Origin of the sequence: Pseudomonas brassicacearum subsp. brassicacearum, from assembly GCF_008801605.1 — a bacterium.
GTDB lineage: Bacteria > Pseudomonadota > Gammaproteobacteria > Pseudomonadales > Pseudomonadaceae > Aquipseudomonas > Aquipseudomonas brassicacearum.
This window is the reverse complement of record NZ_VZPJ01000017.1, coordinates 22731-43516: the sequence shown is the minus strand read 5'-3', so window position 1 is coordinate 43516 and position 20786 is coordinate 22731. Positions and strand designations below refer to the sequence as shown.

Annotated in this window: 16 protein-coding genes; 11 read left to right on the top strand and 5 right to left on the bottom strand. The window is 60.8% G+C overall.

What is annotated here, in order from left to right; all coding sequences use genetic code 11:
- The first annotated feature begins 35 nt into the window (after positions 1 to 35).
- The 7 genes from aceK (at position 36) to F7R20_RS27315 (ending at position 11197) form a co-directional block, all read left to right on the top strand.
- The gene (aceK, locus tag F7R20_RS27350) at positions 36 to 1757 is read left to right on the top strand and encodes a bifunctional isocitrate dehydrogenase kinase/phosphatase (RefSeq protein ID WP_003198900.1); all 1722 of its coding nucleotides are present in this window, start codon (positions 36 to 38) and stop codon (positions 1755 to 1757) included.
- A gap of 233 nt (positions 1758 to 1990) precedes the next feature.
- Positions 1991 to 5902, top strand: a complete 3912-nt coding sequence (gene hrpA / locus F7R20_RS27345; protein ID WP_013692499.1) for an ATP-dependent RNA helicase HrpA — start codon at positions 1991 to 1993, stop codon at positions 5900 to 5902.
- A 338-nt stretch (positions 5903 to 6240) separates the two neighbouring features.
- A complete protein-coding gene (locus F7R20_RS27340; protein WP_003198905.1) occupies positions 6241 to 7362 on the top strand; it encodes a beta-ketoacyl-ACP synthase III in 1122 nt (373 codons plus the stop codon).
- 188 nt (positions 7363 to 7550) lie between these two features.
- Positions 7551 to 8162 carry an RNA polymerase sigma factor gene (locus F7R20_RS27330; protein ID WP_003198907.1) on the top strand — a complete coding sequence of 204 codons (612 nt, stop codon included), beginning with the start codon at positions 7551 to 7553 and terminating at the stop codon, positions 8160 to 8162.
- Complete coding sequence (locus tag F7R20_RS27325; protein ID WP_003198910.1) at positions 8156 to 8392, top strand: anti-sigma factor family protein; 237 nt, start codon at positions 8156 to 8158, stop codon at positions 8390 to 8392. Before F7R20_RS27330 ends, F7R20_RS27325 begins: the two co-directional genes overlap by 7 nt.
- Before the next feature lie 227 nt (positions 8393 to 8619).
- Positions 8620 to 9930 (top strand): OprO/OprP family phosphate-selective porin, encoded by a 1311-nt coding sequence (locus F7R20_RS27320; RefSeq protein WP_003198912.1) that lies wholly within the window; start codon positions 8620 to 8622, stop codon positions 9928 to 9930.
- 142 nt (positions 9931 to 10072) lie between these two features.
- The gene (locus tag F7R20_RS27315) at positions 10073 to 11197 is read left to right on the top strand and encodes a GNAT family N-acetyltransferase (RefSeq protein WP_003198914.1); all 1125 of its coding nucleotides are present in this window, start codon (positions 10073 to 10075) and stop codon (positions 11195 to 11197) included.
- 16 nt (positions 11198 to 11213) lie between these two features.
- On the opposite strand, the gene aqpZ is transcribed toward F7R20_RS27315, so the two are convergent.
- From aqpZ to F7R20_RS27290, 5 genes are all read right to left on the bottom strand, one after another.
- A complete protein-coding gene (aqpZ, locus tag F7R20_RS27310; protein WP_003198915.1) occupies positions 11214 to 11903 on the bottom strand; it encodes an aquaporin Z in 690 nt (229 codons plus the stop codon).
- 355 nt (positions 11904 to 12258) lie between these two features.
- Positions 12259 to 14091 carry an ABC transporter ATP-binding protein gene (locus tag F7R20_RS27305; protein WP_003198918.1) on the bottom strand — a complete coding sequence of 611 codons (1833 nt, stop codon included), beginning with the start codon at positions 14089 to 14091 and terminating at the stop codon, positions 12259 to 12261.
- Between the two features lie 83 nt (positions 14092 to 14174).
- On the bottom strand, positions 14175 to 14738 hold the full coding sequence (locus F7R20_RS27300; protein WP_081352619.1) for a peptidylprolyl isomerase: 564 nt from the start codon (positions 14736 to 14738) through the stop codon (positions 14175 to 14177).
- Positions 14739 to 14742: 4 nt separating this feature from the next.
- Positions 14743 to 15546 carry an alpha/beta fold hydrolase gene (locus tag F7R20_RS27295; RefSeq protein ID WP_003198922.1) on the bottom strand — a complete coding sequence of 268 codons (804 nt, stop codon included), beginning with the start codon at positions 15544 to 15546 and terminating at the stop codon, positions 14743 to 14745.
- 14 nt (positions 15547 to 15560) lie between these two features.
- Entirely contained in the window at positions 15561 to 16484 is a 924-nt protein-coding gene (locus F7R20_RS27290) for a LysR family transcriptional regulator (RefSeq protein WP_003198924.1), read from the bottom strand.
- 50 nt (positions 16485 to 16534) lie between these two features.
- Between F7R20_RS27290 and F7R20_RS27285 the strand changes: the two genes are divergently transcribed.
- From F7R20_RS27285 to F7R20_RS27270, 4 genes are all read left to right on the top strand, one after another.
- Positions 16535 to 16849, top strand: coding sequence for a hypothetical protein (locus F7R20_RS27285; protein WP_003198925.1), 315 nt, complete (start codon positions 16535 to 16537; stop codon positions 16847 to 16849).
- A gap of 150 nt (positions 16850 to 16999) precedes the next feature.
- A complete protein-coding gene (locus F7R20_RS27280) occupies positions 17000 to 17599 on the top strand; it encodes an FMN-dependent NADH-azoreductase (protein WP_003198927.1) in 600 nt (199 codons plus the stop codon).
- Between the two features lie 299 nt (positions 17600 to 17898).
- Complete coding sequence (locus F7R20_RS27275) at positions 17899 to 19767, top strand: ATP-binding protein (RefSeq protein ID WP_003198929.1); 1869 nt, start codon at positions 17899 to 17901, stop codon at positions 19765 to 19767.
- A gap of 142 nt (positions 19768 to 19909) precedes the next feature.
- The gene (locus tag F7R20_RS27270) at positions 19910 to 20776 is read left to right on the top strand and encodes a carboxylate/amino acid/amine transporter (protein ID WP_003198932.1); all 867 of its coding nucleotides are present in this window, start codon (positions 19910 to 19912) and stop codon (positions 20774 to 20776) included.
- Positions 20777 to 20786 lie beyond the last annotated feature (10 nt).

The window sequence follows — 20786 nt, the reverse complement described above, 5'->3', positions numbered from 1 at the left end:
GCCAATAACAAGCATGACCCGCCGAGGTTTACCCTATGCCGCAGCCATGGCCCGCCATCGAAATCGCCCGTTCGATCCTCGACGGCTTCGACGATTATCGTGAGCATTTCCGGCAGATCACCGACGGCGCCCGCGCCCGGTTCGAGCAGGCGCTGTGGCTGGAGGCGCAAGCGGCTTCGGCGGCGCGCATCAACTTGTATGAAGAAAAAGTCTTCGAAACCGTTGCCAGGCTGCACAAGGCCTTCGATGACGAAACCCTGATGGACGTGAGCTGCTGGCCGCTGGTCAAGAGCGCCTACATCAGCCTGATCGACCTGCGCTTCGACGATGAGCTGTCGGAAACCTGGTACAACTCGATCTTCTGCGGGTTGTTCAGCCACGACCTGATCAGCGACGGCACCATGTTCATCCATACCACCCGGCCCAGCCTGCGCCGGGCCCGTGCCGCCCAGACCCGCACCTACAAACCCCAGGGGCAGTTGGATCGGATGCTGGCGAGCGTGTTCGCCGATTACCGTTTCAGCGAGGACTACGCCGACCTGCCGGGTGACCTGCGGCGCCTCGAAGCGCAGTTGCGCGAGAACCTGCCGGACTGGGTCTGCAAGGACCCTGAGCTGACGGTTGAGTTGTTTTCTTCAGTGCTCTATCGCAACAAGGGCGCCTACCTGGTGGGTCGGATCTACACCCGTGAGGACCAATGGCCGTTGGTGATTCCGCTGTTGCACCGCGAGGGCCGGGGTATCCAGATCGATGCGCTGATTACCGACGAGGCGCAGGTGTCGATCATCTTCTCGTTCACCCGCTCGTACTTCATGGTGGACGTGCCGGTGCCGGCGGAATTCATCGGCTTTCTCAAGCGCATCCTGCCGGGCAAGCACATCGCCGAGTTGTACACCTCCATCGGTTTCTACAAGCATGGCAAGTCCGAGTTCTACCGAGCGTTGATCAACCACCTGGCGAACACCGACGACCAATTCATCATGGCCCCGGGTGTGCGCGGCATGGTCATGAGCGTGTTCACCCTGCCGGGCTTCAACACGGTGTTCAAGATCATCAAGGACCGTTTCTCGCCGTCGAAAAACGTCGACCGGGCCACGGTGATCGAGAAGTACCGCCTGGTGAAAAGCGTCGACCGGGTCGGGCGCATGGCCGATACCCAGGAATTCGCCGATTTTCGTTTTCCCCTGAGCAAGTTCGAGCCGGCGTGCCTGGAGGAACTGCTGGAAGTGGCGCCGTCCACGGTGTCGGTGGAAGGCGACACGGTGCTGATTCGTCACTGCTGGACCGAACGACGCATGACGCCGCTGAACCTGTACCTGGAAAACGCCAACCAGGACCAGGTGCGCGAGGCGCTGGAAGACTATGGCCTGGCCATCAAGCAACTGGCGGCGGCCAATATCTTCCCCGGCGACATGCTGCTCAAGAACTTCGGCGTGACCCGCCACGGCCGCGTGGTGTTCTACGACTACGATGAAATCTGCTTCCTGACCGAAGCCAACTTCCGCCACATCCCCCAACCCCGCACACCGGAAGACGAAATGGCCTCCGAGCCCTGGTATTCCATCGGCCCGCTGGACGTCTTCCCCGAAGAGTTCCCGCCGTTCCTGTTCGCCGACGCCGGGCAGCGCAAGCTGTTCGACCAGTTGCACGGCGAGTTGTACAACGCCGACTATTGGAAAGGCCTGCAAGAGGCGATCCGGGCGGGGAAGGTGATCGATGTGTTCCCGTATCGGCGCAAGGACCTGGACAACGAATAACCCTTTGGGACGCTCCGCGTCCCAAAGGGCCGAACGCAGAGCGTCCGTTGAGGCATTCCCACGCGGAGCGTGGGAACGAGCCAAAACCTGTGGGAGCAAAGCTTGCTCGCGATACAGGCGCCTCGGTCCCCCGGGAGACCGCGTCATCTTCATCGCGGGCAAGCCTTGCTCCCACATGTACGCAAATCTGCGACAATCGCCCCCTGCTCAAACCGACGACCCTTGCGTACCTGATGACTGACCAAGCCCCCGCTATCGACAAGCTGCTGAAAAACCTCGACCACGCCATGCTCGCCGACCGTCACCGGTTGCGGCGCCAGTTGCTCGAGCTGCGCAAGAAGCCCGACGAGGCCAAGCTGGCCCAGTGGGTGACGCGCATGCAGGCGTCGTGCGATCAGGTGTTGGCGCGCAAGGCGAGCCTGCCGCTGATTCGCTACGACGATAATTTGCCGATTGCCGCCAAGCGCGACGAAATCAAGGACGCACTGCTCAAGCACCAGGTGCTGATCATTGCCGGCGAAACCGGCTCGGGCAAAACCACGCAGTTGCCGAAGATCTGCCTGGAAATCGGTCGTGGCCAGCATGGCTTGATCGGCCACACCCAGCCGCGGCGGATCGCCGCGCGCAGTGTGGCGAGCCGGGTGGCCGAGGAACTGGCCACGCCGTTGGGCGCGCTGGTGGGTTATCAGGTGCGGTTCGAGGACCAGAGCGACGCCAACACCCTGATCAAGCTGATGACCGACGGCATCCTGCTGGCCGAGACCCAGAACGACCGCTACCTCGAGCGCTACGACACGATCATCGTCGACGAAGCCCACGAACGCAGCCTGAACATCGACTTCCTGCTCGGCTACCTCAAGACCCTGCTGCCGCGCCGTCCGGACCTGAAAGTCATCATCACCTCGGCGACCATCGACCTGGAGCGCTTCTCCAAGCATTTCGATGACGCGCCGATTGTGGAAGTCTCGGGCCGCACCTTCCCGGTGGAAACCTGGTATCGCCCGCTGACCCTGGAGCAAGACGAGGAAGGCAACCGGGTCGAAGACGACTTGACCGTCGACCAGGCAATCCTCGCCACCCTCGACGAAATCGCCGCCTACGAGCGCAGCGAGCGGCGCAGCCCTGGGGACGTGCTGGTGTTCCTGCCGGGCGAGCGGGAAATTCGCGACGCGGCGGAGATGCTGCGCAAGGCCCAGCTCAAGCACACCGAGATTCTGCCCCTGTATGCGCGCCTGTCGCCGGCTGAACAGCAGCGGATCTTTCAGTCCCATCCGGGCCGTCGCGTGGTGCTGGCGACCAACGTCGCCGAAACCTCGCTGACCGTGCCGGGCATCCGCTACGTGATCGACAGCGGCACCGCGCGCATCAGCCGCTACAGCTATCGGGCCAAGGTCCAGCGCTTGCCCATCGAAGCCATTTCCCAGGCCAGCGCCAACCAGCGCAAGGGCCGCTGCGGGCGGGTCGAGCCGGGGATCTGCGTGCGGTTGTACAGCGAAGAAGATTTTCTTGGGCGGCCGGAATTCACCGACCCGGAAATCCTGCGCACCAACTTGGCGGCGGTGATCCTGCAGATGCTGCACCTGCGTCTCGGCGAGATCACCGATTTCCCGTTCATCGAGCCGCCGGATGGCAAGGCCATCAGTGACGGTTTCAACCTGCTGCAAGAATTGTCGGCGGTGGACCGCAACAGCCAGTTGACCCCGCTCGGTCGCCAGTTGGCGCGCCTGCCGGTGGACCCGCGCATGGGCCGCATGCTGTTGGAAGCGGCGAAGCTGGGCAGTTTGCAGGAAGTGCTGATCGTCGCCAGCGCCATGTCGATCCAGGACCCGCGCGAGCGTCCGCCGGAGCGCCAACAGGCGGCGGACCAGGCCCACGCCCAGTGGAAGGACGCGGATTCGGACTTCGCCGGGCTGGTCAACCTGTGGCGCGGTTTCGAAGAGCAGCGCCAGGCCCTGACCGCCAGCCCGCTGCGCAACTGGTGCCGCAAGAACTTCCTCAATTACCTGCGCCTGCGCGAGTGGCGTGATTCCCATCGGCAGTTGAGCCTGATCTGCCGCGACATGCAGCTGAGCCTCAACAAAGAACCGGCCGACTTCCCGAAATTGCACAAGGCGGTGCTCTCGGGCCTGTTGAGCCAGATCGGCCAGAAAACCGAAGATGGCGACTACCTCGGTGCTCGCCAGCGGCGGTTCTGGGTCCACCCCTCGTCGGGCCTGGGCAAGAAGCGTCCGCAATGGCTGATGACCGCCGAGTTGGTGGAAACCACCAAGCTGTATGCGCGCATGGTCGCCAAGATCGAACCGGACTGGATCGAACCGCTGGCCGGGCACCTGATCAAGAAAAACCACTTCGAACCCCATTGGGAGAAGAAGCGCGGGCAGGTGGTGGCCTATGAGCAAATCACTCTGTTCGGGCTCATCGTCGTTGGTCGTCGACCGGTGCACTATGGGCCGGTGGACCCGGTGGTCTCCCGTGAACTGTTCATCCGCGAGGCGTTGGTGCGCGGCGAGATCCAGTCCAGGGCCAAGTGCCTGAGTGCCAATACCAAACTGCTGGAACAACTCGACGAGCTGGAAGCCAAGGCCCGTCGCCGCGACATCCTGGCGGACGAGGAAACCCTGTTTGCCTTCTACGACGCGCGCTTGCCGGCCGAGATCCATCAGACCGCGACGTTCGACAGCTGGTACCGGATCAACAGCCAGAAAGACCCGCAACTGCTGATCATGCGCGAAGAAGACGTGCTGGCCCGCGAAGCCAGCGAAGTCACCGCCGCGCATTACCCGGACACCTTGCGCGTCGGCGACCTGACCTTGCCGCTGAGTTATCACTTCGAGCCCAACCATCCCCGCGATGGCGTGACCCTGCGAGTGCCGGCGCCACTGCTGCCGATGCTGCCGCCGGAACGCCTGGAATGGCTGGTGCCGGGGGTGATCGAAGCCAAGTGCATCGCCCTGGTGCGCAACCTGCCCAAGGCCTTGCGCAAGAACTTCGTGCCGGTGCCGGATTTCGTCAAGGCGGCGCTGCAGCGCATCACCTTCGCCGAGGGCTCTTTGCCGCAGTCCCTGGGCCGTGAGCTGCTGCGCATGACCGGGGCGCGGGTCAGTGACGAAGCCTGGACCGAAGCGGCCCAGCAGGTGGAAAGCCACCTGCGCATGAACCTGGAAATCGTCGACGGCCAAGGCAAGTTCCTCGGCGAGGGTCGTGACCTGGCCGAGCTGACGGCGCGTTTTGCCGAAGCCAGCCAGGCCGCCCTGGCCGTACCGCAAACGGCGAAAAGCCAGGCACCGGTGGAGGCGAAGGTCTTCGCCCCGGTGGCCGAGAAAACCCAACAGAAGATCGCCGGGCTGTCGATGACGGTCTACCCGGCGCTGGTGGAAGAGGGCGGCGTGGTCAAGGAAGGGCGTTTCCCAACCCCGGCCGAAGCCGAGTTCCAGCATCGCCGCGCCTTGCAGCGCTTGTTGATGCAGCAATTGGCCGAGTCGGCCAAGTTCCTGCGCGGCAAGCTGCCCGGGCTGACGGAGCTGGGCCTGCTGTACCGCGACCTGGGCCGCATCGACAGCCTGGTGGAAGACATCCTGCTCGCCAGCCTCGACAGTTGTGTGCTTGAAGGCGAAGCGAGCCTGCCCCGTGACGGCGCCGCGCTGGCCACCCTGGCCGAGCGCAAGCGCGGCGGCTGGACCGAGCACGCCGAACGCCTGGCGAAGCTGACCCTGGACATCCTCAAGCTCTGGCATGGCCTGCAAAAACGCTTCAAGGGCAAGATCGACCTGGCCCAGGCCGTGGCGCTGAACGACATCAAGCAGCAACTCAGCCACCTGGTGTACCCGGGCTTCGTCCGCGAAACCCCACATCAATGGCTCAAGGAACTGCCGCGCTACCTCAAGGCCATCGAGCAACGCTTCGAGAAGCTCGGTAGCCAGGTGCAGAAGGACCGGGTCTGGAGCGGCGAGCTGTCGAACCTCTGGGCCCAATACCAGGCCCGCGCCAGCAAACACGCCCAGGAAGGCAAGCGCGATCCGCAACTGGAGCTGTACCGCTGGTGGCTGGAGGAATACCGGGTGTCGCTGTTCGCCCAGCAACTGGGGACCAAGGTGCCGATTTCGGACAAGCGCCTGGGCAAGCAGTGGGGGCAGGTGGAGGGTTGATGGCAAAACCCGTCAACTCCTGTGAAACCCCTGTGGGAGCGAGCTTGCTCGCGATAGCGGTGTATCAGTCAACATCAATGCTGGCTGAACCAGCGCTATCGCGAGCAAGCTCGCTCCCACAGGGTATGGTGTTGTAGTGAAGGGAGAATGGGCCAAACGCCAGCGTTTATGGCAAACTTCGCGGCTATAAATGCCGGTCCCGTGGTTTTGAGCTTCAATGCCCCGGGCGGATCGGAATAAAGCGATGCCAGGGCTGCTTCCCCGGATGGGAAAAGTCCCTTTGTGTATTGGTACGTCGGTGCCAATGCTTTCTGCCTGAACAGATCAGAGACACGACCATGCATAACGTCGTCATCAGCGGCACCGGCCTGTACACCCCGGCCAACAGCATCTCCAACGAAGAGCTGGTGCAATCTTTCAATACCTATGTCGCGCAATTCAACGCCGACAACGCCGACGCCATCGCGCGCGGTGAAGTCGAGGCCTTGACCGAATCCAACGCGGCGTTCATCGAAAAGGCCTCCGGCATCAAGAGCCGCTTTGTCATGGACAAGGACGGCATTCTCGATCCACAACGCATGACCCCACGCTTGCCCGAGCGCTCCAACGACGAGTGGTCGGTGCTGTGCGAAATGGCCATCGGTGCCGCGAAGCAGGCCCTGGAGCGCGCCGGCCGCACCGTCGCCGACATCGACGGGGTGATCGTCGCCTGTTCCAACCTGCAGCGCCCGTATCCGGCCATCGCCATCGAGGTCCAGGAAGCCCTGGGTATCGAAGGTTTCGGTTTCGACATGAACGTGGCCTGTTCCTCGGCCACTTTCGGCATCCAGGCAGCGGCCAACAGCGTGCAACTGGGCCAGGCCCGGGCGATCCTGATGGTCAACCCGGAAGTGTGCACCGGTCACCTGAACTTCCGCGATCGCGACAGCCACTTCATCTTCGGCGACGCGGCCACCGCCGTGATCATCGAGCGGGCGGACCTGGCGACTTCGCCGTACCAGTTCGACGTGGTCAGCACCAAGCTGCTGACCAAGTTCTCCAACAACATCCGCAACAACTTCGGCTTCCTCAACCGCGCCGCGCAAGAGGGCGCCGGTAGCCGCGACAAGTTGTTCGTCCAGGAAGGCCGCAAGGTGTTCCGCGACGTCTGCCCGATGGTGGCCGAGCTGATCGGCGCCCACCTGGAAGAAAACCAGCTGAACGTAGGCGAGGTGAAGCGCTTCTGGCTGCACCAGGCCAACCTGAGCATGAACCACTTGATCGTGCGCAAACTGCTGGGACGCGAAGCCACCGAAGAGGAAGCACCGGTGATCCTCGACCGCTACGCCAACACCAGTTCGGCCGGTTCGGTGATTGCGTTCCACAAATACCAGGATGACCTGCCCAGCGGCTCGGTCGCCGTGCTCAGTTCGTTCGGCGCCGGTTATTCGATTGGCAGCGTGATTTTGCGCAAGCGTTGATCCACTTTAGCGGCCAGAGGATTTATTCCTGCTGGCCTATGGCCTATGGCTTGTGGAACCTGTGGGAGCAAAGCTTGCTCGCGATGCAGACGCCTCGGTTTCCCGGAAGACCGCGTCACCTTCATCGCGGGCAAGCCTTGCTCCCACAAGCTGCAACAACCGCGATCTATCCAGCAATAGGGCATTGAATGACGGTCACCGATGACAGCCTCCTGCTCCAACGTCTCCTGGCCGGTGAGCAGCAGGCCTACAGGGAACTGGTCAGCGCCTACCAGAGCCCGATGCGCGCCGTGGCCTATGCCATTGTCGGCAGTCGCCATGTCGACGAAGTGGTGCAGGACGCGTGGCTGTCGGTGGTGCGCAATCTCAGTGGGTTCCAGGGGCGTTCCAGCCTCAAGACCTGGCTGTTGACCATCACCGCCAACGCCGCCAAAGGGCGCTACAAGCAGAACCGTCGGGAGGTGTTGCTCGACGATCTGCCGTCACCCCATGGCACCCTCGGCGATGATCGTTTCGCCGCCGATGGTCATTGGCTGCTGGCGCCGTTCGCCTGGCACCAGGACACGCCTGAGGCGCTGCTCACGATGGAGGAATTACGCGATTGCCTGGAGCACACATTGCTCAGCCTGTCGGAACTGCAAGGCAGCGTGCTGAACCTGCGGGAACGCCAGGGGCTGGAGCTGGAAGAAATCTGTAATCTTCTGGATATTTCGCTCTCCAATGTGCGAGTGCTGTTGCATCGCGCCCGGCTGAAAGTCTTCGCGACCGTTGAACATTTCGAGGAAACCGGCGAATGCTGACCTGCAAGGAACAAGTGGCGCGCTCCAGCGATTATCTCGACGGCCAGTTAAGTTTTCGTGAACGCCTGATGGTGCGTCATCACCTGATGTTCTGCCCCAACTGCCGGCGTTTTATCCGCCAGATGCGCCTGATGCAGGCGACCCTCAGGAAACTGCCGCAACCGCCGATCCCCGACCTGGATCACCTCGCCGAGAAACTCGCCGCCGAGCGCCGCAGAAACATCCGCTAAACCGCGATACACACCAACCCCCTGTGGGAGCGAGCAAGCTCGCTCCCACAGGTTCTCCATGGCTGGATTTGTTATTCCCATTCGAAGTAAAAAGTTCCGCTGTCATAAAATCTTTATGTGATAGCAACTCGCCTGACACAACCCATCGCCAAGATCCCCTCCCAACACCAGCGGGCCCAGTTCCGCGTGTTTTCTAACGCATAGACTACCAACAGGGGAATTCTTCGATGATCCGCAAGCACTTCGCAGGTGTTGCCGCCAGCGCACTGGCAATGGCAGTAACCGCCCAGGCTTTCGCCGGCACCGTCACTACCGATGGCGCCGATATCGTAGTCAAAACCAAGGGCGGCCTTGAGGTCGCTACCACTGACAAAGAGTTCAGCTTCAAGCTCGGTGGTCGTCTGCAGGCTGACTACAGCCAGTTCGATGGTATCTACACCGACAACGGTAAATCGGCCGACGCCGCTTACATCCGTCGCGCCTTCCTGGAACTGTCCGGCGTGCTGTACACGGATTGGGCCTACACCATCAACTACGACATGTCCCACAACAGTGGCGACTCCGATAACGGCTACTTCGACGAAGCGTCCCTGGCCTATAACGGCTTCAAGCCGGTCTCGATCAAGGTCGGTCGTTTTGACCCCGATTTCGGCCTGGAAAAAGCCACCAGCTCCAAGTGGGTGACTGCACCTGAGCGTAACGCCGCCTACGACCTGATCGACTGGGCCAACAGCCATCAGAACGGCCTGGGCATCCAAGCTTCCAGCACCTTCGCCGATTCGTTCTATGCCTCGGCTGGCGTGTTCAGCAAGGACACCGACGACACCGACGGCGACAGCGTCAAGCAAGTCAACGGTCGCTTTGTATTCGCACCGATGCACGAAGCCGGCAACGTGCTGCACTTCGGTTTGAACGTGGCCTCGCGTGACGTTTCGGACACCGCGTTCGACGCACGTTACCGCTCCCGCCTGGGCATGCGTGGCGTTGAAACCCTGGGTGGCAACGACGCCGGCCCTAACGGCAACCGTCCGGTCCTGGGCGGCGCCAACAACTCGCCGGCCGGTTCGTACGACACTGACACCGCCTTCGGCCTGGAAGCCGCTTTCGCCATGGGGCCTGCGTCGATCCAGGGTGAGTACATCTCCCGCAAGACCAAGGCTGACAGCGCCGCCTTCGAAGACATCAAAGGCCACGGCTTCTACGTCCAGGGTGCCTACACCCTCACCGGTGAATCCCGCGGCTATAAAGTCGGCAAGTTTGACGCGATCAAGCCTCAGAACAAATCCATCGGCGCCTGGGAAGTGTTCTACCGCTTCGACAGCATGACCGTCGAAGACGACAACATCACCACTGCCTCGGCGACTCGTGAAGTAGGCGATGCCGAAGCCAAGGTGCACAACCTGGGCGTGAACTGGTACGCCAACGAAGCGGTGAAAATCTCCGCTGCCTACATCAAGGCCAAGACCGACAAAGTCACCAACGCCAATGGCGACGACGATGGCGACGGTTTTGTGATGCGTGCCCAGTACGTGTTCTAAATCGCGTTGACTTGATACACCGCTCTGACTTCATCCGTTAAAGCGCTCCTTTGAACCCCGCCTCTGGCGGGGTTTTTTTATGTGCGCCCGGTCAGGATCGGCGATACTCGCTCCCTCCGTCGTCTGGCTATCGAGGAATCGCATGCCGCTTCACGTCTTGGACAGCCTGTCCGCCATCGCGCCGCCCGAGTGGGACGCGCTGGTGCCCGCCAATCAACCGTTCCTGCGCCACGCCTTCCTGAGCACCCTGGAAGACAGTGCCAGCCTGGGCCCGCAATCCGGTTGGCAAGCCGAGCATTTGCTGCACATTGAAGACGGTCATCTGCTGGCGGCCTTGCCCAGTTACCGCAAGTGGCATTCCTACGGCGAATACGTGTTCGACCACGCCTGGGCCGACGCTTGCGCCCGCGCTGGCATCGACTATTACCCCAAGCTGTTGACGGCGGTGCCGTTCAGCCCGGTCAGTGGCCCGCGGTTGCTGGCGGCGCGCGGGGAAGATGGCCTGGAGCTGCTGGGCAGCTTGCCGGGGTACCTGGAGATCGAAGGGCTTTCCAGTGCCCACATCAACTTCACCGATGCCTTCACCGACGCGGCGCTTGCCGGGCAAGAAGGCTGGCTGCAGCGGATCGGCTGCCAGTATCACTGGCAGAATCGCGGTTATCGCGACTTCCAGGATTTTCTCGATGCGCTCAGTTCCCGCAAGCGCAAGCAGATGCGCAAGGAGCGTGAGCAAGTGGCGGGGCAGGGCATCGCGTTCGAATGGCTCGAAGGTCATCAGTTGGACGAGGCGCAGTGGGATTTTGTCTACGCCTGTTACGCCAACACCTACGCGATACGACGGCAGGCGCCTTACTTGACCCGAGCGTTTTTCAGCCTGCTGGCCGAACGCATGCCCGAGGCCATTCGCGTGGTGCTGGCCAAGCAAGGTTCGCGGCCGGTGGCGATGGCGTTCAGCCTGGTGGGTGGCGACAGTTTCTACGGACGTTATTGGGGCTGTCTGGCGGAGTTCGACCGCCTGCACTTCGAGACCTGTTTCTATCAAGGCATGGACTACGCGATTGCCCATGGCTTGCAGCGTTTTGACGCCGGCGCCCAGGGTGAGCACAAATTGATTCGCGGGTTCGAGCCGGTGATTACCCGCTCATGGCATTACCTGCGCCACCCTGGTTTGAAAGCGGCGGTCGAAGATTTTCTCGCCCGGGAACAGGAGGGTGTGCTGGCGTATGCCGAAGAGGCGAAAACAGCACTGCCTTATCGGCAGTGCTGATTTTCGCGGGTGTGACTCAGCGGTTTTCCTGGCCCAGCCAGCGGTACGAGACACCGCCGATGACGGCACCCAGCAGCGGCGCTACCCAGAACAGCCACAGTTGCTCGATGGCCCAGCCACCGACAATCAGCGCCGGACCGGTACTGCGGGCCGGGTTGACGGACGTGTTGGTGACCGGAATCGAGATCAGGTGAATGAGCGTCAGGGCCAGGCCGATGGCAATCGGTGCCAGCCCGGCGGGCGCACGTTTATCGGTGGCGCCGAGGATGATCAGGATGAACATTGCCGTCATGACCAGCTCGATGACAAAACCGGTCGCCATCGAATACCCACCCGGCGAATGCTCGCCATAACCGTTCGCTGCCAGGCCGGACGCGGCCAGGTCAAAGCCTTCCTTGCCGCTGGCGATGAAGTAGATCAATGCGGCGGCCAGTACACCCCCTATGACTTGGGCAACGATGTAGGCAGGCAACTCCCTGGCCGGAAACCGCCCGCCCACGTACAAGCCCACCGACACCGCCGGGTTCAGGTGGCAACCCGAGATATGCCCGATGGCGAATGCCATGGTCAACACCGTCAGGCCGAACGCCAGGGCAACCCCCAGCACGCCAATCCCGGAGGCGGCCAATACCGCGCTGCCGCAGCCGCCCAATACCAGCCAGAACGTACCCAACAACTCAGTCGTTGAACGTTTGAGTAAAGACATAAGCTTCCTTGATAAAACAGTCGTGATAATCGGTTATGCATCCAGCAGTATTACGACAGGTTCATCTCCAGAACCTGGGCTGAGTACAGCAGAGTGCTGCAACAAATCCAGCGACAAAAAAACCGCCAGCGTCATGGACGGTGGCGGTTTTGGCCGTGGTCGAGGGGAGTATGTCGTTGCGGTGCGGGCTAAATGGATCCTGGACAGAATTTTTCAGAATGGCGCTCGGACACTGGGCTGTGGGAGCAAAGCTTGCTCGCGATACAGGCGCCTCGGGCCATCCGGGAGACCGCGTTATCTTCATCGCGGGCAAGTCTTGCTCCCACACGACCCCACACCACCTGTCTGTAGAAGCTCAGTCGATCCCCACAAACCCCCCGGTCTGATGCTGCCACAATCGGGCATACAACCCGCCATGGGCCAGCAGTTCGGCATGGCTGCCGGTTTCGGCGATGCGGCCATTCTCCAGCACCACCAATCGGTCCATCCGGGCGATGGTGGAGAGGCGGTGGGCGATGGCGATCACGGTCTTGCCTTGCATCAAGGTCTCGAGGCTTTCCTGGATCGCCGCCTCGACTTCCGAGTCCAGCGCTGACGTCGCTTCGTCCATGATCAGGATCGGCGCGTCCTTGAGCAGTACCCGCGCGATAGCGATGCGCTGGCGCTGGCCGCCGGACAGTTTCACGCCGCGCTCACCCACATGGGCATCGAAGCCGGTGCGGCCTTCGGCGTCCGACAGCAGTGGGATGAACTCATCGGCCCGGGCCTTGCGCACGGCTTCCCAGAGTTGCGCATCGGTGGCGTCGGGCTTGCCGTAGAGCAGGTTCTCGCGAATCGAACGATGCAGCAGCGACGTGTCCTGGGTGATCATGCCGATGCGTTCGCGCAGGCTTTCCTGGCCGACTTCGGCGATGTCCTGGCCATCGATGAGAATGCGCCCGCCTTGCACGTCATAGAGGCGCAGCAGCAGGTTGACCAAGGTGGATTTACCCGCGCCGGACGGGCCGATCAGGCCGATTTTCTCGCCGGGCTTGATGGTCAGGTTGAGGTCGCCGATCACGCCACTTTTCTTGCCATAGTGGAAATCCACGTGCTCGAAACGCACCTCGCCCCGGGCCACGGCCAGAGGCTTGGCCTGATCGCGGTCGGTGACACTGACCGGCTGGGCGATGGTCTGCAAACCATCCTGGACCATGCCGATGTTTTCGAAGATGCCGGTGACGACCCACATGATCCAGCCGGACATGTTGACGATGCGTATCACCAGCCCGGTGGCCAACGCGATGGCGCCGACGCTGATCAGCGACTGGGTCCAGAGCCACAATGCCAGCGCGGTGGTGCCGACGATCAGCAGCCCGTTCATGCTGGTGATGACCAGGTCCATGCTGGTCACCACCCGGCCAGCCAACTGGGCTTTTTCGGTCTGCTCCTGGATGGCTTCGCGGGCGTATTGCTGTTCGAAATTGGTATGGGCGAACAGCTTCAGGGTGGTGATGTTGGTGTAGCCATCGACGATCCGCCCCATCAGTTTGGAGCGGGCATCGGACGACACCACCGAGCGCTCCTTGACCCGTGGCACGAAATAGCAGAGTGCGCCGATGTAGGCGGCAATCCACATCAGCAGCGGGATCATCAGGCGCCAGTCGGCTTCGGCGAACAGCACCAGGGAACTGACGGCGTAGATCAGCACGTGCCACAGGGCATCCACGGCCTGAACCGCCGAGTCACGCAGGGAGTTGCCGGTCTGCATGATGCGCTGGGCGATGCGCCCGGCGAAGTCGTTCTGGAAGAAATTCAGGCTCTGCTTGAGCACGTAGCTGTGGTTCTGCCAGCGAATCAGGCTGGTCATGCTGGGGCTCAGGGTCTGGTGCACGAGCAGGTCATGCAGGGCCACGAAGATCGGCCGGAAGATCAGCGCCACCACGGCCATCCAGGCCAGCTCCAGGCCATGGACCTTGAAGAAGTCCACATTGGGCGTGCCCTGGGTCAGGTCGATGATGCGGCTCAGGTAGCTGAACAGCGCCACTTCGATCAACGCGCCGATCAGGCCCACCACCAGCAGTACGGCGAAGCTGGGCCAGACCTGTTTCAGGTAATAGGTGTAGAAGGGCAGGACGCGATTCGGTGGGGCCGAGGTCGGGGCGTCGCGGAAGATATCGATCAGTGTTTCGAAACGGCGATAAACCATCAGTCAATGCCCTGGCAAGGGCTCTCCTTTTTGCTATGGGCGGCGCGGGATCACCGCGCCACCCAGGCTTGCCGTGTGCCTCTTCAGTCGACGCGCTTGGCCGACTTGATGAGCACAGGGTCGATCGGCACGTTTTGCATGCCTTGTTTGGTGGTGGTCTGGGAGTTGACGATGATGTCCACTACGTCCATGCCCTTGACCACTTTGGCGAACACCGCGTAACCGGCGTCACGGCCCGGGTCGAGGAACGCGTTGTCGGCCACGTTGATGAAGAACTGGCTGGTGGCCGAGTCCGGGTTGGAGGTGCGCGCCATCGACAAGGTGCCGCGAACGTTGTGCAGGCCATTGCTGGCTTCGTTCTTGATCGGTGCCTTGGTGTCTTTTTGCTGCATCTGTTGGGTAAAGCCGCCGCCCTGGGCCATGAAGCCCGGGATCACGCGGTGAAAAATCGTGTTGTTGTAGAAGCCGCTGTCTACGTACTCAAGGAAGTTCTTGGTACTGATGGGGGCCTTGACCGGGTCCAGTTCGATTTCGATCTGGCCGTTGGTGGTGTCCAGCAATACATGCGGTGCCTTGGCGGGTGTCGCAGCCATCAGGTTGGCGGCAAACAGTACGGTGCCGGCGGCAAGGGCGATTTTTTTTCGCATGGGGTCAGTGATCCTGAGTGGTGGAATCGGTTGCGGTCAAAAAGTCGAGCAGGGTTTGGTTGAAGCGTTCGGGTTGATCCAGCGGGGTAGCGTGCCGTGAATCGGCGATGACCACCAGCCGTGCGTCGGGCAGCAGTTTTACATAGGCTTCTTTCAGCGCCACCGGGGTGTAGTCGTGGTCGGCGCAGATGACGAGGGTTGGACAGGCAACCTGCGAAAGTCGTTCCTGAACGCCCCAGCCTACGATCGCATCGAAGCTGGCGAGATAAGCATGTTTGTCGTTCTTTGCCCAGCGCCGGGCCATTTCCAGGCGTAACTCGGTTTGTTCGGGCTTGGGGAACAACTTGGCGCCGAGGGCCTTGCCGATGGTTTCCAGGCTGAGCAGGCGCATCAGGCTCCAGCGCTTGAACCATTGCCAGCAATCGTCGGGCGTGCGGACTTTGACTTCGGGCGCGCTGTTGACGATGCACAGGCTCTTGAGCCGTCCGGGGTCATCCACTGCCAGTTGAAAACAGATCATGCCGCCCATGGACCAGCCCACCAGATGCACCGGGCCCAGGCCCAGGTGTTCGATCAGGGCGCTCAGGTCGGCGCTGAAACCTTCGATGCTGTAGCGCCCGCGCGGCTTGTCGGAGCGACCGTGGCCGCGCACATCCACCACGATCAGGTGATAGTGGGTGGACAGCACCGGGATCTGTTTTTCCCAATCCTGGGTACTGGAACCCAGCCCGTGGACCAATACCAAGGGCGTGCCGTGGCCGTATTCCTCGTAGTGCAGGTTGCAACCTTCGTGCTCGAAATAGGCCATCGGTGAACTCCTTGTCAGGCTTGTTCAGGGGCTGCGAACGGCGCATCCAGTGGCGCGGTGTCGAAGGTGCGCAGCAATTCGATCAGGATCTGCGTGGCCGGGCCCAGGGGTTTTTCCTTGTTCGAATACAGATAGAAGCTCGGGTTGCGGCTGCCGCCCTGATCCAAGGGTAGCTGTTTAAGCGTGCCTTCCTTGAGTTCCCGCTCAATCATGTGCCGGGGCAGCCAGGCGAAGCCCAGGCCGCTGCCTACGAAGGTCGCGGCGGTGGCCAGGCTGCCGACGGTCCAGCGCTGCTCGGCGCCGAGCCAACCCACGTCGCGAGGTTGCTGGCGTCCGGAGTCGCGGATCACCACTTGCAACTGGCTCTCCAGATCCTGGAACGTCAGCTCGCGGTTGAGGCGATGCAGGGCGTGTTCGGGATGGGCCACCGCGACGAATTCAACGTCGCTCAATTCTGCCCCCAGATAGCCAGGAATGCTGAAGCTGCTGATGGCCAGGTCGGCCACGCCTTCGAGCAGCACTTCTTCGACACCCGACAACACTTCTTCGCGCAGCCGCACCCGGCAGCCACGGCTTTGTGGCATGAACGCCGTCAAGGCGCGAACGAGGCGGGCGTTGGGGTAGGCCGCGTCGACCACCAGGCGCACTTCCGCTTCCCAGCCTTGCTCCATGTGGTGGGCCAGGTCTTCCAGTTGGCTGGCCTGTTTCACCAGTTGCCGGGAACGGCGCAGCAGTACGCCGCCGGCCTCGGTCAGCACGGCCTTGCGACCATCGATGCGCAGCAACGGTACGCCGAGCTGATCCTGCATGCGGGCCACGGTGTAGCTCACTGACGACTGGGAGCGATGCAGCACTTCAGCGGCCTGGGCGAAGCCACCGTGGTCGACCACGGCCTGCAAGGTGCGCCATTGATCAAGGGTCACGCGGGGCGCTTTCATATCGAGCTCCTCTTGTCCTAAGCTGGCAGTCCCTTGGTGGAGACTGCCGAATGAAGAAAATCTGTTGTGTGGTGCTGGCCTTGCTGCCACTGACTGCGTTTGCCTACCCGATCGATGTGGAAAAACACCTCAACGGCCTGAGCATCGACTACAACGCCTATGACACCGATGCCGATATCGGTTCCATCCAGGTCAACAACTACGGCAGCACCGACGCGGCTTGTACCGTGGTCTTCAGCAATGGCCCTGAAGCACCTCGCACCCGCAAGATCGAAGTCGCCGCCGGCAAGTTCAAGAACGCCACGGCCAAGTTCAACCGCAACATCATCAAGCTGCGCATCAAGCTGACCTGTCAGCCGAAATAGCCCGGCAGTGGGGCAGGCAATATTGCTTGCTCCGCTTATAAACGAATTTATCGATGCTTTACAGCAGTTATTTGCGCTTTTTCATCGATATGCTCGCGTTTAATCTTCACTCCATCGACTGACAACATTCTCAGATGGAGCCTACAAGCCATGTCCCGCGTTCTGATCATCGAAAGCAGTGCCCGCCAGCAAGACTCGGTGTCCCGTCAACTGACCCAAACCTTTATCAGCCAGTGGAAAGCGGCGCACCCGGCCGACGAAATCAGCGTTCGCGACCTGGCCATCAATCCGGTGCCGCATCTGGATGCCAATCTGCTGGGGGGCTGGATGAAGCCGGCCGAGCAGCGCAGCGACGTTGAAAACGCCTCGCTGGAACGCTCCAACCAACTGACCGATGAACTGCTGGCCGCCGACGTACTGGTGATGGCTGCGCCGATGTACAACTTCGCCATCCCCAGCACCCTGAAAGCCTGGCTCGACCACGTGCTGCGTGCCGGCGTGACGTTCAAATACACCCCCACCGGCCCTCAAGGCCTGCTGGCCGACAAGCGCGCTTTCGTGCTCACCGCCCGTGGTGGCATTCACGCTGGCGGCAGCTCTGACCATCAAGAACCCTACCTGCGCCAGGTGATGGGCTTCATCGGGATCCACGACGTGACCTTCATCCATGCCGAGGGCATGAACCTGGGCGGCGACTTCCAGGAGAAGGGCCTGAATCAGGCCAACGCCAAACTGGCGCAGGTCGCCTGATCCGTTAATCCTCGGATAATCGCCAGGTGGTCTAGTGACTTGGCGCTTCCCTTCAAACCGTTTTGCGCATCGAACCTCCCTTTGCACTTATTGCTCCTGAGTGCATCAGCCCGATTGAACGCGTTAGCGAGATCGGGCTTTTTTTTGGGGAAATGGAAACAACGATCCTTTAAGATGAGCGGCCCTTAAAGCCTTGAGGGGTGGAAGATGTGCAGGCCCAGGCTTCTCCCGGATTTGGCAAGTCTCTCGATGCCTGCTGTGGTAATTTATGCGCGCAATTACAGTAGGGAGACTGTGATATGTTCAAAGTCAGACGGAAAACATGGGCTTTATTCCTGGCCTATCTCATAGGGGCAAGTGGTTATATCTACTACCTCTATGTCGAGACGCAAAGCGTCCTCACTGACAACATCAATAATAAATTGCTGCATGCCGCGCTGGGCGCTTCAGCCATCCTCGGCGACCGTTACCATGACAACCTGGTCGATAAACAATCCAAATCGCAAGCGCAGGACTGGGATACCATCCAGCGGCTTTCCGGCTTCAACGAGTCCATGGGTACTGCTTTTGTCTATAGCGTGATCAAGCGAGATGCAAAGGCCTACCTGATCAGTTCCAGTGCATCGAAAAAAGAAATTCAAGAGAAGAATTTCGTGCGTTTTTTCGACCCTTATCCCGATGCCAGCCAGGCTTTACTCGATAGTTTTAAGCGTACCGAGCCAACCTGGATCGACTACTCGGATCATTGGGGTGATTTTCGCGCGGTCTTTGTCCCGTTAAAATCACAAAACGGTACGGTGTATGTTGTCGGGGCGGAAATTACCTTGGCGGACTACTACCAACAACTTAATCATGACTCCCTTTACCACATCATCCTGGCCATCCTGGTATTTCTCGCTCTCCTCCTTTTGCGCATGCGCACTCATCTGCAGCAATTGCGGGTCAATGAGCAGGTATTGAATCAGGCGAAAAATGCCGCCGAGGACGCTGATCGTTCAAAAACCAGCTTTCTGGCAACCATGAGTCATGAAATTCGCACCCCGATGTACGGTGTCATTGGTGCGACCGAATTGCTGGCCCGGTCTGCCCTGGATCCCGAGCAACGCCGTCTTCTTACAACGATTCATTCCAGTGGACGGACCCTGCTGTCTCTTATCGATAACATTCTCGACCTTGCCAAGATCGAAGCAGGCAAACTTGAATTGAAACCTCGTGTTTTCGAAGTGAGAGCACTGGTTTCATCCTGTATGGAACTAATCCGGCAAAATATCCAGGACAAACCCATCGTGCTGGAGGCGCAGTTTTCCCCGGACGTACCGCCTTTGGTCAAAACCGATATGGATTGCCTTCGCCAGATATTGATCAACTTGCTGGGCAATGCGGGCAAATTTACCGAAGCCGGAAAAATATCGCTCCTGGTCACCACCAGCGGCTACGGCTCCCAAGCATGGCTCGACTTCTCCATACGCGATACCGGCATCGGTATCCCCACGGAACGGCAAGACAATCTGTTCAAGCCCTTTGCCCAGTTCAAAGGGCCGGCCAGTCAACGCTTCACTGGGAGTGGGTTGGGTCTTTCCATCTGTAAGAACCTGCTTGAGGCGCAGCAGGGGACTTTATCGTTCACCAGCGAGCCTGGTGTCGGCTCGACATTCTCCTTCTCTCTCCCCCTGGCGCTTTTTTCAGTCTCGGAAATACCCATCAAGGATGATCATGCGGCGGTTGGCTTCGACTCGTCTTTTGCCGAGGATTATCCGCTCGATATCCTTCTGGTGGAGAACCATCCGGTGAGCCAGAAAGTGGCCATGGCGATGCTACAAGAGTTGGGTTATGCACCCGACCTTGCGTCAGATGGCCTGGAAGCGGTCAATCGTTGCATGGCTTCGATGCCAGCGATCATTCTGATGGATATCAACATGCCCGTGATGGATGGGATGGAGGCCGTGCGTAGAATCCGCGGATTGCCCCAGGGCGATACTTGCTACATCGTCGCGTTCACCGCGAGTGTTTTCTCCAGCGAGATAGAGCGTTTCAGGGCCGCTGGTGCCGATGACATCTTGACCAAACCGGCAAACTTCCAGGCGCTGACCCGAGTGCTCCAGCGTGCCGCCAGCCATCGGCACCAGCCTCAGGCCACTTCTTGGGTCGTGGATGAAATTCCAAGTTAGTGGGGAATCTGTGGGAGCGAGCTTGCTGGCGATGGCGGTGGGTCAGAAATACAGAGGCTGACTGACACTCCGCCATCGCCAGCAAGCTCGCTCCCACCGTTTAAAACCGCTATCTTCGCCGCCATTCGAAACGAGGGGCGGTATGGGCTATCTACTTTTTGTGACATTGATCCAGGCGTTTTCCTTCAGCCTGATCGGCGAGTACCTGGCCGGGCATGTGGACAGTTATTTCGCGGTGCTGGTGCGGGTGTTGCTGGCCGGGGTGGTGTTCATTCCGCTGACGCGCTGGCGCCAGGTGGAGCCGGTGTTCATGCGCGGCATGTTGTTGATCGGTGCCTTGCAGTTTGGCGTGACCTACGTCTGCCTGTACCTGAGCTTTCGAGTGCTGACGGTGCCCGAGGTGCTGCTTTTCACCATCCTGACGCCCCTGCACGTGACCTTGATCGAAGACGCGCTGAACCGTCGCTTCAATCCCTGGGCGCTGATCGCGGCGCTGGTGGCCGTGGCCGGCGCGGCGGTGATTCGCTACGACCGGATCAACCCGGATTTCTTCATGGGCTTCTTGCTGCTGCAACTGGCCAACTTCACCTATGCGGCTGGGCAGGTGCTCTACAAACACCTGGTGGCCCGCCACCCGAGCGACCTGCCGCATTACCGGCGCTTCGGTTATTTCTATCTTGGTGCGCTGATGGCGGCGTTGCCGGCTTTCCTGCTGTTCGGCAAGGCCAACTTCTGGCCTGAAGCGCCGCTGCAATGGGGCGTGCTGGTGTTCCTCGGCCTGGTCTCCACCGCGTTGGGGCTGTACTGGTGGAACAAGGGCGCGTGCCTGGTCAATGGCGGTACGCTGGCGGTGATGAACAACCTGCATGTGCCGGTGGGGCTACTGGTGAACCTGCTGATCTGGAACCAGCACGAGGCACTGGGGCGGTTGCTGCTGGGTGGGTCGGTGATATTGGCGGCGGTGTGGATCAGCCGGTTGGGGGTACGCCAACCTCAGCCTTCGCCCTGAACACTGTGGG

Excerpts from the sequence above, each read along its gene's own strand:
- F7R20_RS27270 (WP_003198932.1), top strand. The coding sequence starts at position 19,910 with ATGGGCTATCTACTTTTTGTGACATTGATCCAGGCGTTTTCCTTCAGC.
- F7R20_RS27305 (WP_003198918.1), bottom strand. The coding sequence starts at position 14,091 with ATGGTTTATCGCCGTTTCGAAACACTGATCGATATCTTCCGCGACGCC.
- F7R20_RS27340 (WP_003198905.1), top strand. The coding sequence starts at position 6,241 with ATGCATAACGTCGTCATCAGCGGCACCGGCCTGTACACCCCGGCCAAC.
- F7R20_RS27300 (WP_081352619.1), bottom strand. The coding sequence starts at position 14,738 with ATGCGAAAAAAAATCGCCCTTGCCGCCGGCACCGTACTGTTTGCCGCC.
- F7R20_RS27275 (WP_003198929.1), top strand. The coding sequence starts at position 17,899 with ATGTTCAAAGTCAGACGGAAAACATGGGCTTTATTCCTGGCCTATCTC.
- F7R20_RS27280 (WP_003198927.1), top strand. The coding sequence starts at position 17,000 with ATGTCCCGCGTTCTGATCATCGAAAGCAGTGCCCGCCAGCAAGACTCG.
- F7R20_RS27330 (WP_003198907.1), top strand. The coding sequence starts at position 7,551 with ATGACGGTCACCGATGACAGCCTCCTGCTCCAACGTCTCCTGGCCGGT.
- F7R20_RS27285 (WP_003198925.1), top strand. The coding sequence starts at position 16,535 with ATGAAGAAAATCTGTTGTGTGGTGCTGGCCTTGCTGCCACTGACTGCG.
- aqpZ (WP_003198915.1), bottom strand. The coding sequence starts at position 11,903 with ATGTCTTTACTCAAACGTTCAACGACTGAGTTGTTGGGTACGTTCTGG.
- F7R20_RS27320 (WP_003198912.1), top strand. The coding sequence starts at position 8,620 with ATGATCCGCAAGCACTTCGCAGGTGTTGCCGCCAGCGCACTGGCAATG.
- F7R20_RS27290 (WP_003198924.1), bottom strand. The coding sequence starts at position 16,484 with ATGAAAGCGCCCCGCGTGACCCTTGATCAATGGCGCACCTTGCAGGCC.
- F7R20_RS27325 (WP_003198910.1), top strand. The coding sequence starts at position 8,156 with ATGCTGACCTGCAAGGAACAAGTGGCGCGCTCCAGCGATTATCTCGAC.
- hrpA (WP_013692499.1), top strand. The coding sequence starts at position 1,991 with ATGACTGACCAAGCCCCCGCTATCGACAAGCTGCTGAAAAACCTCGAC.
- F7R20_RS27315 (WP_003198914.1), top strand. The coding sequence starts at position 10,073 with ATGCCGCTTCACGTCTTGGACAGCCTGTCCGCCATCGCGCCGCCCGAG.
- F7R20_RS27295 (WP_003198922.1), bottom strand. The coding sequence starts at position 15,546 with ATGGCCTATTTCGAGCACGAAGGTTGCAACCTGCACTACGAGGAATAC.
- aceK (WP_003198900.1), top strand. The coding sequence starts at position 36 with ATGCCGCAGCCATGGCCCGCCATCGAAATCGCCCGTTCGATCCTCGAC.